This is a genomic window from Pseudomonas sp. O230 (assembly GCF_045447035.1).
GTDB lineage: Bacteria > Pseudomonadota > Gammaproteobacteria > Pseudomonadales > Pseudomonadaceae > Aquipseudomonas.
Map to the genome: position 1 here is coordinate 75,698 of NZ_JBJGXN010000008.1, position 13,380 is coordinate 89,077.

Consider the following 13,380-nt stretch of genomic DNA (forward strand, 5'->3'; position numbering starts at 1 on the left):
CCACCATCACGCTCATCAATCATCCTGTTCAGCCTCTATTCCCACGCCTAGACTCGGCCCATTCCAAAAAAGGTAGGCCGCCATGTCCGAGACGTTGCTCAGTTCCCGCAATCTGGCTTTCGAGCTGTATGAAGTCCTTGATGCCGAGGGCCTGACCCAGCGTGAGCGTTTCGCCGAGCACAATCGCGAGACCTTCGACGCCGCCATCGGCACCGCGCGCAATATCGCCGAGAAGTTTTTCGCTCCGCACAACCGCAAGGGTGACGAGAACGAGCCGCGCTATGAGGACGGTCAGGCGATTCTGATTCCGGAAGTGAAACCGGCGGTAGATGCCTTCCTCGAAGCCGGTTTCCTCAACGCCGCGCGCAGTTTCGACGCGGGTGGCATGCAACTTCCTACGCTGTTGTCCCAGGCCTGCTTCGCACACTTTCAATCAGCCAACGCGGCGTCAACGTCGTACCCGTTCCTGACCATGGGCGCGGCGAACCTGATCGAGAGCTTCGGCACCGAGGAACAGAAACAGCGCTTCCTGCAACCGATGATCGACGGTCGTTTCTTCGGCACCATGGCCCTGACCGAGCCGCATGCCGGTTCGTCGTTGTCGGATATTCGTACCCGAGCCGAGCCGGCGTCCGACGGTACTTATCGCCTGAAGGGCAACAAGATTTTCATCTCCGGCGGCGATCACCCGCTGTCGGAAAACATCGTGCACATGGTGCTGGCCAAGCTGCCGGACGCACCGGCCGGGGTGAAGGGCATCTCTCTGTTTATCGTGCCCAAGTTCCTGGTCAACGATGACGGCAGCCTGGGCAAGCGCAATGACGTGTTGCTGGCCGGGTTGTTCCACAAGATGGGCTGGCGCGGCACCACCTCCACCGCGCTGAACTTCGGCGATAACGGCGAGTGCGTTGGCTATCTGGTGGGCAAGCCGCACCACGGTTTGAGCTACATGTTCCAGATGATGAACGAGGCGCGGATCGGCGTCGGCATGGGCGCAGTGATGCTCGGCTACGCCGGTTACCTGTATTCGCTGGAGTACGCCCGTGAACGTCCGCAAGGCCGCGTGCCGGACAGCAAAGACCCGAACACCGCGCCGGTGGCGATCATTCAACACGCCGACGTCAAACGCATGTTGCTCACGCAAAAAGCCTACGTTGAAGGCTCGTTCGACCTCGGGCTGTATGCGGCGCGGCTGTTCGATGACACCACGACGCTGGAAACCGAAACCGAACGCAAACAGGCGCATGAACTGCTGGATTTGCTGACCCCGATCGTCAAATCCTGGCCGTCCGAGTTTTGCCTGAAGGCCAACGAACTGGCGATCCAGATTCTCGGCGGCCACGGTTACACCCGCGAGTATCCGGTGGAACAGTATTACCGCGACAACCGTTTGAACCCGATCCACGAGGGGACTCATGGCATTCAATCGCTGGACTTGCTGGGGCGCAAACTGGCGCAAAACGGTGGGGCGGGGCTCAAGCAATTGATCCGTCTGATCGCCAATACTGCCGAGCGCGCTCATGCATACGAATCGTTAACGCCGTTGCGTGAACCACTGGAGAAACTGGTGGCGCGCCTGCAAACCGTAACCATTGGCCTGCTGACCGATTTGGGCCAATGCAAGGTCAACAGCAGCCTGGCGAATTCGGCGCTGTACCTGAAAGTGTTCGGGCACACGGTGATCGGCTGGCGCTGGCTGGAACAGGCGATTCGTGCCGAGGAAGGGTTGGCCAAAGGGAATGTGGCGGATGTGAGCTTCTATAAAGGCAAGCTGCAGGCGGCGCGGTATTTCCTGACGTGGGAAGTGCCGGGTTGCCACCATGAGCTGGCGATTCTTGAGGCGCGGGATGATGTGTGCCTGACGATGCAGGATGAATGGTTCTGATCACAGCCAGGGAGTGCTGCTGAAATCCAATCGCGGGCAAGCCCGCTCCCACAGGGATTTGTGTTGTTCACAGATAATGTGTTCAACACACAGCCCCTGTGGGAGCGGGCTTGCCCGCGATGGCGTCGGCCCAGTCACCGCCTTATTCAACTCAACTTGAAACTGCCCATCTGCCGCGCCAGATCATCCGCCAACCGCTGCAACGTCTGGCAATCCTCTCGGCAAGCCCTGACCTCCCCCGCCGTTGCCCGGGCCAGATCGGAAATCCCCTGCACATTGCGGTTGATCTCTTCGGTCACCGCCGACTGCTCTTCGGTCGCCGTCGCGACTTGATGGTTCATGTCGCTGATATGCTCGATCTGCCCGGTAATCGCGGTCAACGACGCGCCGGTGCGCTGACTCGATTCAACCCCGGTGCCAGTCGCCGCTTGCCCGGTGTGCATCGACGACACTGCATTCTCCGCACCTTGCTTGAGGCTGCCGATCATCTGTTGAATTTCATCGGTGGACGACTGTGTGCGTTGAGCCAAAGTCCGGACTTCATCCGCCACCACCGCAAACCCGCGCCCCATATCCCCGGCGCGCGCCGCTTCGATGGCCGCGTTCAACGCCAGCAAGTTGGTTTGCTCGGAGATCCCGCGAATCACCGCCAACACCTGATCGATGGACGCGACTTGATTGGCCAACTCACCCACCGCACCGGCAGCGACACCGATTTCATCGGACATGCTTTCTATATGCCGAATCGAACCACCGACCACTTCCCGCGCCTGCATCGCCTCATCGCGAGCATTCTGCGAGGCAACCGCCGCGTTGCCGGCGTTCTGCGCGATTTCCTGCACGGTCAGGCCCATTTCGTGGACAGCGGTGGCGACCATGTCGGTCATTTCCTGCTGACGTCCGGAACGTTCGGCGGTGTTGTCCACCACCCGCGCCACCTGGCCGACGGCCGTGCGCAAACGCTCGCTGGTGGTCAGCACTTCGCCGATCATCTCGCGCTGACTGTCGAGGAATCGATTGAAGCCGCGCGCCAGGTCACCGAGTTCATCGGCGCGGCTGGAATCTAACCGGTGGGTCAAATCTCCACCACCGCTACCGATGGCTACCAGCGCTGCTGTTACCTGACGAATCGGCCGCACTAACCCACGGGCCAATAACACCACCAGCAACAGGCACACCAGCGCCACCGCCAAGCCAATGCCACTGCTCATCCACATGGCGCGACGCGCCTCGGCGTAGATCTGCGACTGTGGCACTTCGGCCACCAGGGTCCAGCCCAGATCCCGCAGTGGCAGGCTCAACGCCAGGAAGTCTTCGCCCTCGCGAGCGAAACCGTTGCTGGTGGCGGTTTTTTGGCCCATTACAGCCTGCGCCGCCGGCGCCCCGATTTGCTCGGCGAGCGTGCGTTTGCCGCTGAATTGCGCCTCGGGGTGAACCTGGATCAAACCGTCGGAACGTACGAGATAGACCTTGCCGCGCTCACCGAAGTTGAAGTTGTGGATCAGCTCCGACAGCTCTTTCATGCTCAGGCCAAGCCCGGCAACGCCCACGACTTTGCCGGCCTGTTCAACCTTGAGGTCGATGAACAGCGCCAATTCTCCGGTCGCAGCGTCATTGTCGATATTGAGGGTGCGCGGCTGATTGCTGTCGAGGAACGAGTAGAACCAGGCGTCTTTGGGGTTGGAACGGCTGAGGGTGCGGTCCAGGCCTTTTTCGTTGAAATAATGATTTGAAGCCGTGCCGACGATCAGCGCGGTAAAGGCTTTGTGCTCGGCGCGGATGCCTTCCAGATACTCCACGAACGCAGCAGTCTGGGCACTGTTTTCGCCCCCGGCGAGCCAGTCGCGCACCATGCTGTTGCTGGCGATGTCCTTGGCGGCGGTGAGCGGTTGAACAAGGATGCGCTCGATGTCGTTGCGCATCGCTTCGATGCTCGACGGCAGCGCTTGTTCGACCAGATAGCGCTGGGCGAGACGGTTGACCACGAGGGTATAAATGCCAACCACGAGCAGAATACTGACCAGCAGGGCGGTGCCCATACTGAGGATCAACTGCCATTGAATACTGCGTCGCCAGAACTGCATGGAGCACCCCCAAAGAATAAGAGGCTGAAACACTGCAACAGCCGTGCCGATTGTATACAACACAAACGACAATCTATTCTTTGGTTGTGCGCAAAAGCCGATCAGGCCTGATTGATCGTCTTGGAGATCACTTCAACCGTGGCGCTGACTTGCTCTTGGTAACGGTCGAGTTCGAGCTTGTGCTGCTTTTTTAATTCGATCTGCTGGGAACACAGATTCATCGCGGCCAGCACCAACAGGCGGTCACCGATCAGCGTCGGGTACTTTCGTTTGGTGTCGGCCAAAGCGGCCTTCAACATCATTGCGGCGTCCAGCAGGGTTTGCTCTTCCCCGGCCGGCGCCTTGATCGAATAGTCCTCCCCCAGGATCGAGACGACTTTTACCCCCGCGGCGCCGACACTCATGCGCTGACCGGACCAGCGCTGACGCGCTCAACCAGAGCCTGAATGCGGGCGGCGGTGGCGCCTTGTTTCTCTTCCTGTTCCATCAGGTTCAGTTGCAGGCTTTCGTTTTCATCCTTGGCCTGGGCCAGTTCGGCGCTCAGGGTTTGGTTAGTGCCGAGCAGGCTCTGGTTCTGTTGAACAAGGTCGCTGACCAGCTGTTCCAATTGGCTTAGGGATGCTTCCAACATTTTGATTTTCCAAGCATTTTCAAGGGGCACGTACGATAAAGAAAAGTCACCACGGATGCCAGGGTTATTGGGGCGCAAGGCCTTGATTTTACTGGCGGGCGACCTTTCTTGCGAACTTTAAAGACTGTGATTGGCGGATCTGGTTCCTGCATTTCGTCGCCGCGACTTGCCTGCGACAAATACGCGCAGCCCCTCAAGACTTTAGTCGTATGACCGATAAGTCATCCATACGTCAGTCTCAGCGCCGCACAGGTGCGCTCTTTTCGGTAAACACCATGTCTCTTCGTAATATGAATATCGCGCCACGTGCGTTCCTCGGTTTCGCTTTGATTGGCGGACTGATGCTGGTTCTGGGGGTGTTTGCCTTGCAGCAGATGAGCAAGATTCGCGGTGCTGCCGAGGAGATCACCTTGAACAGCGTGCCGAGTATCAAAAGCCTCGACGAGTTCACTCAACTCACCTTGCGCCTGCGGGTGCTGTCCTACCGTTTGCTGGTGAACCGCGAGCCCGACGTTCAGCAGAAAACCATGGAGCTGCTGGAAACGCGCAACCAACAAATTCGTACGGCTCAGGCCTCCTACGAAAAACTGATCGCCAGCCCGCAGGAACGTGCAGCCTACGATCAATACGTGCAGTTGCTGGGGCAATATCGCCAGATCGAAGACCGGATGAAAACCCTGGCGCGCAACAATCAGGTCGATGAGCTGCGCACGCTGCTCAACACTGATCTGCTGACCAACTCCGAAGCCGTCAACGCGGTGCTCAATCGCTTGCTGGAGCTCAACACCCAACAGACCCTCGACACCAATCAGCGCGCCGCCGATCAATACACTTCGGCCTTCAATCTGGTGATCGCCTTGCTGGTCATCGCCACCGGCCTGACCATGCTGTTTGCCTGGTTACTGACCAACAGCATCACCAAACCGATCGCCAATGCCTTGAGCGCTGCCGAAGAGATCGCCGAAGGTAACCTGACTCGCCCGATTACCGTTGATGGCGAAGACGAAGCCGGCCGCTTGCTGCTGGCCATGTCGAAGATGCAGGACAAGCTGCGCGACACCCTGCAACGGATTTCCGGCTCGGCCACGCAACTGGCTTCCGCCGCTGAAGAGCTCAACAGCGTCACCGACGAAAGCGCCCGTGGCCTGACCCAGCAGAACAACGAAATCGAACAGGCCGCCACCGCCGTCAACGAAATGACCAGCGCCGTGGAAGAAGTCGCGCGCAACGCGGTGAGCACCTCCGAAGCGTCGAAAAACGCCACCACGTCGGCCGGTGACGGTCGTGATCTGGTGCAGGAAACCGTCAGCGCCATCGAACGCATGAGCGCCGATGTGCAGAGTACGGCGACGTTGATCGGCGATCTGGCCAATGAATCCCGCGACATCGGCAAAGTACTGGACGTGATCCGGGGCCTGGCGGACCAGACCAATCTGCTGGCGCTGAACGCCGCCATTGAAGCCGCCCGTGCCGGTGAAGCCGGGCGCGGTTTTGCCGTGGTGGCGGACGAAGTGCGTGCACTGGCGCATCGCACTCAGCAATCGACCAGCGAAATCGAACGCATGATCGGCAGCATTCAGACCGGCACCGAACACGCGGTGGATTCGATGCGCAACAGCACCGAGCGCGCCGAGTCGACCTTGAACATCGCTCGCGGCGCGGGGATGTCGCTGGACACGATCAACAGCGCCATCGTCGAAATCAACGAACGCAACCTGGTGATCGCCAGCGCGGCCGAAGAACAGGCCCAAGTGGCCCGTGAAGTGGACCGCAACCTGGTGAACATTCGCGATCTGTCGGTGCAATCGGCCACCGGCGCCAATCAGACCAGCGCGGCGAGCAACGAGTTGTCGCGACTGGCAGTGGACCTGAACACGATGGTCGGACGGTTCAGCCTCTGACCCGCTAGCGCCACACCCCCTGTAAGAGCTGGCTTGCCAGCGATGGCGTCTGTGAAATCGCCATCGCCGGCAAGCCGGCTCCTACAGGGGGATCGCGTGTAGACGGATCATGCATCTGGCTTTTGATCTGCAAAAGCTTTTTGACAGCATCACATTTCAACAGGTTAGAATCGCTGGCACGCAGACTGCATGGTCAGTTTGCGCCCGCCTTTCAGCTTTCTGGAGTATTGCCTTTGAATGCGACGACCATCAACAGCCTGTTCTTGATCGGCGCGTTGCTGGTAGGTGCGAGCATTCTGGTGAGCTCACTGTCGTCCCGCCTGGGCATCCCGATTCTGGTGATCATCCTGGCCGTGGGCATGGCCGCCGGCGTCGATGGCGGCGGCATTATTTTCGATAACTACCCAACGGCGTATCTGGTCGGCAACCTCGCCTTGGCGGTGATCCTGCTCGATGGTGGCTTGCGAACCAGGGTCTCGAGTTTCCGCGTGGCGTTATGGCCAGCGCTGTCGCTGGCCACGGTCGGGGTGTTGATCACCACCGGGCTGACCGGCATGGCCGCGGCGTGGCTGTTCAATTTGAACCTGATTCAGGGCCTGCTGATCGGTGCCATCGTCGGCTCCACCGATGCCGCGGCGGTGTTCTCGCTGCTCGGCGGCAAAGGCCTGAACGAACGGGTCACGGCCAGCCTCGAGATCGAATCCGGCAGCAACGACCCGATGGCGGTGTTCCTCACCGTCACTCTGATCGACATGCTCGCCAGTGGCGAAACCGGCTTGCACTGGAGCCTGCTGGGGCATCTGGTGCGCGAGTTCGGCATCGGCGGCGTGATCGGGCTCGGCGGCGGCTGGCTGATGCTGCAACTGGTCAACCGGATCAACCTGGCCACCGGCCTCTATCCAATCCTGGTGATTGCCGGCGGCCTGGTGGTGTTCGCCCTGACCAACGCCCTGCACGGCAGCGGCTTCCTCGCGGTGTACCTGTGCGGTCTGGTGATCGGCAACCGTCCGGTGCGCAGCCGCCACGGCATTCTGCACATGCTCGACGGCATGGCCTGGCTGGCGCAGATCGGCATGTTCCTGGTGCTGGGCCTGCTGGTCACGCCCCATGATTTGCTGCCGATCGCCCTGCCTGCGCTGGGCCTGGCGCTGTGGATGATCCTGTTTGCCCGGCCGCTGTCGGTGATGGTCGGCCTGCTGCCGTTCAAGGCCTTCCACGGCCGAGAGAAAGCCTTCATTTCCTGGGTCGGCCTGCGCGGCGCGGTCCCGATCATTCTGGCGGTGTTCCCGTTGATGGCCGGCCTGCCCAACGCCCAGCTGTACTTCAACCTCGCGTTCTTTATCGTGCTGGTCTCGCTGCTGGTGCAAGGCACGAGCCTGCCGTGGGTGGCGAAGCTGTTGAAGGTGACCGTTCCACCGGAGCCGGCGCCGATTTCCCGCGCCGCGCTGGAAGTGCATGTCACCAGCGAATGGGAGCTGTTCGTTTATCGCCTCGGCGCCGAAAAATGGTGCATCGGTTCGCCCCTCCGCGAACTGAAAATGCCCGAAGGCACACGCATCGCGGCCCTGTTTCGTGGTCAGCAACTGCTCCATCCGTCGGGTAGCACGGTGCTCGAAGTCGACGATTTGCTCTGCGTAATCGGCCACGAACACAACCTTCCAGCCCTCGGAAAACTGTTTAGCCAGGCACCGCAACGAGGCCTCGATTTGCGCTTCTTCGGCGACTTCGTACTCGAGGGAGATGCCCAGTTGGCTGCGGTTGCTGCCCTGTACGGGTTGAAAGTCGAAGGCATCGATCCGGACATGACGCTGGCCAGTTTTATTGCCCACAAAGTGGGCGGTGCGCCAGTAGTCGGTGACCAGGTGGAGTGGAACAACACCATCTGGACCGTCGCGGTCATGGAAGGGAACAAGATCGGCAAAGTGGGCGTCAGATTCCCCGAAGGAAGTCGCCCAGGCCCGGGCTTGTTCCTCTAAACTCCATTCTTCGTCTCGTTTTCGATCGGTCTCTATGTCAACCCTGCGCACCTTTTTCATCATGGCCCTGCTGGGCTTGAGTCTTTCTGTCGGCACGTTGCAAGCGGCCGAACCGCCGTCCAGCGAAGCCGTGCAGGCGAGTCTGAACAAGATCGCCGACCGCAAACTGCCGGAAGCCGATCAGAAAGCCCTGCAGACGCTGCTGCAAAACACGCTGACCCAGCTCAACAACAAGCGTGATTACGAGCAGAAGCTCACCGATCTCAAGCAGCAACTCGCCACCGCGCCCAAGCAGAACATCGAGAACCAGCGCGAACTGACGCGCCTGAAAGCCACCAGCGCCGTCCCGGTGGCGCAACGCTACGGCAAAGAATCCGTGCAGCAGCTCGAGCAGATGCTGACCGAGCGCTCGACCCAGCAAAGCGATCTGCAAAAAGCCCTCGCCGACGCGAACAGCCTGGTCATTACTGCGCAAACCCGCCCAGAGCGCGCCCAGGCTGAAATTTCCACCAGCCAGACGCGCATCCAGCAAATCAATAACGTCCTCAAGAACGGCAAGGACAACGGCAAGACCTTGAGCGGCGAACAACGCGACCTGCTCAATGCTGAACTCGCGGCGCTGAATGCGCTGATCCCGCTGCGTCGCCAGGAACTGGCCGGCAACAGCCAGTTGCAAGACCTGGGCAACAGCCAGCATGACTTGCTCTCGGAAAAATCCGACCGCCTGGATCGCGAAATCCAGGAGCTGCAAAACCTGATCAACCAAAAACGCCTGGCCCAGTCCCAAGAGACCGTGACGCAGCAGTCCATCGAGGCGCAGAAGTCCGGCGGCAGCGCGCTGCTGGCCACCGAAAGCGCGGCGAATCTGAAGCTGTCCGACTACCTGCTCAAAAGCACCGACCGCCTGAACGTCGTCACTCAGCAAAACCTGCAGACCAAGCAGCAGCTCGACAACGTGACCCAGAGCGATTCGGCCCTCGACGAGCAAATCAACGTGCTCAAGGGCAGTCTGCTGCTGTCGAAAATCCTCTACAAACAGAAACAGGCCCTGCCGCGCCTCAAGCTCGACCGCGACCTGGCGGACCAGATCGCCGACATTCGCCTGTATCAGTTCGAAGTCAGCCAACAACGGGAATTGCTCAGCAACCCCGCGACCTACGTCGACAACCTGCTGTCGACTCAGCCTCCCGAGCAAGTCACCCCGCAACTGCGCAAGAACCTGCTGGAAATCGCGACCACCCGCACCGACCTGCTGGAGCGGCTGAACCGTGAACTGAGCGCGGTGCTCAACGAATCGATCACGCTGCAACTCAATCAGAAGCAACTGCTCAGCACCGCGCAAAGCCTGCGGGCGACCCTCGACGAACAGATGTTCTGGATTCCCAGCAACAAGCCGCTCGATCCGGAATGGATGCGCGGCGTGCCGGAGCGTCTGCAACGCCAGGTGGCGACCCTGCCGCTGGCGTCGAGCGTGAGCGAATTGATTGACGGTCTGACTCAGCGACCGCTGCTGTTTCTGCCGTTGGTACTGGTGATCGGCGCCCTGCTATGGCGGCGCAAAAGCCTGTATGCCCGACTGAACAAGGTTCACCAGGACATCGGCCACTTCAAGCGTGACAGCCAGTTGCATACGCCGCAGGCGATTCTGATCAATATTCTGCTGGCATTACCGGTTGCGCTGGGCCTGGCCTTGTGTGGCCTGGCCCTGCAAATCGATGCTCGAGGGCAGAACGCCAACATGGGCTCGGCCTTGTTGCAAATGGCTCAGGCCTGGCTGGTGTTCTACACCGCCTATCGGATCCTTGCGCCGGGTGGCGTCGCCGAACTGCATTTCCGCTGGGAAAAGCCTCAGGTCGAATTCCTTCAGGGCTGGGTCCGTCGTCTCGGGCTGGTGGTCATGGCGTTGGTCGCGGTGGTGGCGGTTGCCGAGCTGCAACCAGCGGCGCTGGCCGATGATGTGCTGGGCATGCCGGTCGTATTGATCTGCTACGCCTTGATGGCCTGGCTGCTCAGCCGACTGCTGATCAGTAGCCCGACGCACGAAAACGCCTCACTGTTCCGCAAAGCGGTCGGGATCCTGTTCACCGTCCTGCCTGTCGCGTTGTTCGTGGCGGTGTGCTTCGGCTACTACTACACCGCGCTGAAGCTCAGCGACCGCTTGATCAACACGCTTTACCTGCTGATGTTCTGGCTGGTGATCGAAGCCACGTTCGTCCGTGGCCTGAGCGTGGCGGCACGTCGTCTCGCGTACCAGCGCGCCCTGGCCAAACGGCAGGCGGCAAAAGAGGCCGGCGATGGCGAAGCGGTAATCGAAGAGCCGACCCTGGACATCGAGAAGGTCAACGAGCAGTCGCTGCGCCTGATTCGCCTGGCGCTGCTCGGCGGCTTCATCGCCGCACTGTACTGGGTCTGGTCCGATCTGATTTCGGTGTTCTCGTACCTCGACAACATCACCCTCTACGAATACACCAGTGGCACCGGCGCCAACATGAGCATGGTGCCGATCAGCATCGGCGACATGCTCGGCGCGCTGATCATCATCGGCATCACCTTTGCCCTCGCGCGAAACCTGCCGGGGCTGCTGGAAGTGTTGGTGTTGTCGAAGCTGAACCTGGCGCAGGGCAGCGCCTACGCCACGACGACGTTGCTGTCCTACGTGATCGCCGGTGTCGGTTTCGTCTCGACCCTGTCCACGCTCGGCGTGAGCTGGGACAAGTTGCAATGGCTGGTGGCGGCGCTCTCGGTGGGGCTTGGTTTCGGCATGCAGGAGATTTTTGCGAACTTCATCTCCGGGATCATGATCCTGTTCGAACGCCCGGTGCGGATCGGCGACACGATCACCATCGGCAACCTGTCGGGCACGGTCAGCAAGATCCGCATCCGCGCCACGACCATCACCGACTTCGACCGCAAGGACATCATTGTCCCGAACAAGACGTTCATCACCGGGCAACTGATCAACTGGTCGCTGACCGACACCATTACCCGCGTGACCTTGAAGCTCGGCGTCGATTACGGCTCGGACCTGGACCTGGTGAAAGAACTGTTGCTCAAAGCCGCCCGGGACAACCCGCGCGTGCTGAAGGATCCGGAACCGCACGTGTACTTCCTGAACTTCGGCGAAAGCACCCTCGACCACGAACTGCGCATGCATGTGCGCGATCTCGGTGACCGCAACCCGGTGCTCGATGAGGTCAACCGCTTCATCAATCGCGAGTTCAAGAAGCAGCACATCAACATTTCGTTCCGGCAGATGGAGGTTTACCTGAAGAACCTGCAAGGCCAGGAATACAAAATGGTGCCGATCGAACCGGAAACCAAAACCATCGTGCCGCTGGTCGATGGCAAACCCGCGCAAGAGCCGCCGCCCGCCAAACTCGACTAACCGCGCTATCCCTAGCAGAATGCTCGGACATTCTGCTGGAGATGGCCGGTGAAAGCCCTCGACGAACTGACCTTCGATAACCGTTTCGCTCGCCTGGGCGATACGTTTTCCGCCCACGTACTGCCTGAGCCGATCGACAACCCGCGTCTGGTCGTCGCGAGCCCCGCCGCCATGGCGTTGCTCGACCTTGATCCCGCCGTCGCTGAAACCCCGGAGTTTGCCGAGCTGTTCAGCGGGCACAAGCTCTGGGCCGACGCGGTGCCGCGGGCGATGGTCTATTCCGGTCATCAGTTCGGTTCGTACAACCCTCAGTTGGGCGATGGCCGCGGGCTGTTGCTGGGCGAGGTTTACAACGAGGCCGGCGAGCATTGGGACCTGCACCTCAAGGGTGCCGGCCAGACGCCTTTTTCGCGCATGGGCGATGGCCGCGCGGTGCTGCGTTCGTCAATCCGCGAGTTTCTTGCATCCGAAGCGCTGCACGCCCTGAACATCCCGACCACCCGCGCGTTGTGCGTAATCGGCTCCGACACCCCGGTGTGGCGCGAAAAACAGGAGCGCGCGGCCATGGTCCTGCGCCTGGCCCCGAGCCATGTGCGCTTCGGGCATTTCGAATATTTCTACTACACCAAACGCCCCGAAAAGCAGAAAGAACTCGGCGAGCACGTGCTGGCCATGCACTTCGCGGAATGCCTCGAACAGCCAGAACCGTACCTGGCGATGTTCCGCGAAATCGTCGAGCGCAATGCCGAGCTGATCGCCAAATGGCAGGCTTATGGCTTCTGCCACGGCGTGATGAACACCGACAACATGTCGATCCTCGGCATCACTTTCGACTTTGGCCCGTTCGCATTCCTCGATGACTTTGACGCCAACTTCATCTGCAACCACTCCGATGATCAGGGCCGTTATTCCTTCAGCAACCAGGTGCCGATCGGCCAATGGAACCTTAGCGCGCTGGCCCAGGCGCTGACGCCGTTCATCAGCGTCGAAGCCCTGCGCGAAACCCTCGGCCTGTACCTGCCGCTGTTCCAGGCTCACTACCTGGACCTGATGCGTCGTCGCCTCGGCTTCACCACCGCTGAAGACGAGGACCAGAAACTGCTGGAACAGCTGCTGCAACTGATGCAGAACAGCGGCGTCGATTACAGCCTGTTCTTTCGACGCCTCGGCGATGAATCGCAGGAGCTGGCCGTTGCCCGATTGCGCGACGACTTTGTCGACATCAAGGGCTTCGATGCCTGGGCCGAGCTGTATGTCGCCCGTGTTGCTCGCGAAGGTGAAGTTGATCAGGAACAGCGCCGCCAACGGATGCACGCGGTCAATCCGCTCTACATTCTGCGCAACTACCTCGCGCAAAAAGCCATCGATGCGGCGGAAAGCGGTGACTACTCAGAGGTTCGCCGCTTGCATGCGGTGTTGAGCAAGCCGTTTGAGGAGCAGCCGGGGATGGAGAGCTATGCCGAGCGGCCGCCGGAGTGGGGCAAGCATTTGGAGATTAGTTGCTCTTCCTGAACCCGG

General features: G+C 60.4%; 8 protein-coding genes and 2 pseudogenes. 6 read left to right on the forward strand and 4 right to left on the reverse strand.

Features of this window, described 5'->3' with window-relative positions; all coding sequences use genetic code 11:
* Window positions 1–82: 82 nt before the first annotated feature.
* Complete coding sequence (locus tag ACI77H_RS18265) at window positions 83–1,885, forward strand: acyl-CoA dehydrogenase (RefSeq protein WP_407013142.1); 1,803 nt, start codon at window positions 83–85, stop codon at window positions 1,883–1,885.
* 146 nt (window positions 1,886–2,031) lie between these two features.
* Here ACI77H_RS18265 and ACI77H_RS18270 read toward each other — a convergent pair whose 3' ends face one another.
* From ACI77H_RS18270 to ACI77H_RS18285, 4 genes and pseudogenes are all read right to left on the reverse strand, one after another.
* A complete protein-coding gene (locus ACI77H_RS18270) occupies window positions 2,032–2,877 on the reverse strand; it encodes a methyl-accepting chemotaxis protein (RefSeq protein WP_407013413.1) in 846 nt (281 codons plus the stop codon).
* Between the two features lie 18 nt (window positions 2,878–2,895).
* Window positions 2,896–3,969, reverse strand: a pseudogene (locus tag ACI77H_RS18275) (cache domain-containing protein); the annotation flags it as partial.
* Window positions 3,970–4,070: 101 nt separating this feature from the next.
* Window positions 4,071–4,373, reverse strand: a complete 303-nt coding sequence (locus ACI77H_RS18280; protein ID WP_407013143.1) for a cell division protein ZapA — start codon at window positions 4,371–4,373, stop codon at window positions 4,071–4,073.
* The gene (locus ACI77H_RS18285) at window positions 4,370–4,600 is read right to left on the reverse strand and encodes a hypothetical protein (protein WP_407013144.1); all 231 of its coding nucleotides are present in this window, start codon (window positions 4,598–4,600) and stop codon (window positions 4,370–4,372) included. Before ACI77H_RS18285 ends, ACI77H_RS18280 begins: the two co-directional genes overlap by 4 nt.
* A 290-nt stretch (window positions 4,601–4,890) precedes the next feature.
* Here ACI77H_RS18285 and ACI77H_RS18290 point away from each other — a divergent pair.
* The 5 genes and pseudogenes from ACI77H_RS18290 to selO all read left to right on the forward strand — a co-directional run.
* Window positions 4,891–5,646, forward strand: a pseudogene (locus ACI77H_RS18290) (MCP four helix bundle domain-containing protein); the annotation flags it as partial.
* Window positions 5,638–6,501, forward strand: coding sequence for a methyl-accepting chemotaxis protein (locus tag ACI77H_RS18295; protein WP_407013414.1), 864 nt, complete (start codon window positions 5,638–5,640; stop codon window positions 6,499–6,501). The pseudogene ACI77H_RS18290 and the gene ACI77H_RS18295, both read left to right, overlap by 9 nt.
* A gap of 233 nt (window positions 6,502–6,734) precedes the next feature.
* Entirely contained in the window at window positions 6,735–8,477 is a 1,743-nt protein-coding gene (locus ACI77H_RS18300; RefSeq protein ID WP_150640022.1) for a potassium/proton antiporter, read from the forward strand.
* Window positions 8,478–8,511: 34 nt separating this feature from the next.
* Window positions 8,512–11,862: a mechanosensitive channel MscK gene (mscK, locus tag ACI77H_RS18305; protein ID WP_407013145.1), complete on the forward strand. Its 3,351-nt coding sequence runs from the start codon at window positions 8,512–8,514 to the stop codon at window positions 11,860–11,862.
* Between the two features lie 48 nt (window positions 11,863–11,910).
* The gene (selO, locus tag ACI77H_RS18310) at window positions 11,911–13,374 is read left to right on the forward strand and encodes a protein adenylyltransferase SelO (protein ID WP_407013146.1); all 1,464 of its coding nucleotides are present in this window, start codon (window positions 11,911–11,913) and stop codon (window positions 13,372–13,374) included.
* Window positions 13,375–13,380 lie beyond the last annotated feature (6 nt).

Bases quoted from the DNA above. Each gene is read 5' to 3' on its own strand.
- ACI77H_RS18265 (WP_407013142.1), top strand. From the start codon at position 83: ATGTCCGAGACGTTGCTCAGTTCCCGCAATCTGGCTTTCGAGCTGTAT.
- mscK (WP_407013145.1), top strand. From the start codon at position 8,512: ATGTCAACCCTGCGCACCTTTTTCATCATGGCCCTGCTGGGCTTGAGT.
- ACI77H_RS18270 (WP_407013413.1), bottom strand. From the start codon at position 2,877: ATGATCGGCGAAGTGCTGACCACCAGCGAGCGTTTGCGCACGGCCGTC.
- ACI77H_RS18285 (WP_407013144.1), bottom strand. From the start codon at position 4,600: ATGTTGGAAGCATCCCTAAGCCAATTGGAACAGCTGGTCAGCGACCTT.
- ACI77H_RS18295 (WP_407013414.1), top strand. From the start codon at position 5,638: ATGCAGGACAAGCTGCGCGACACCCTGCAACGGATTTCCGGCTCGGCC.
- ACI77H_RS18280 (WP_407013143.1), bottom strand. From the start codon at position 4,373: ATGAGTGTCGGCGCCGCGGGGGTAAAAGTCGTCTCGATCCTGGGGGAG.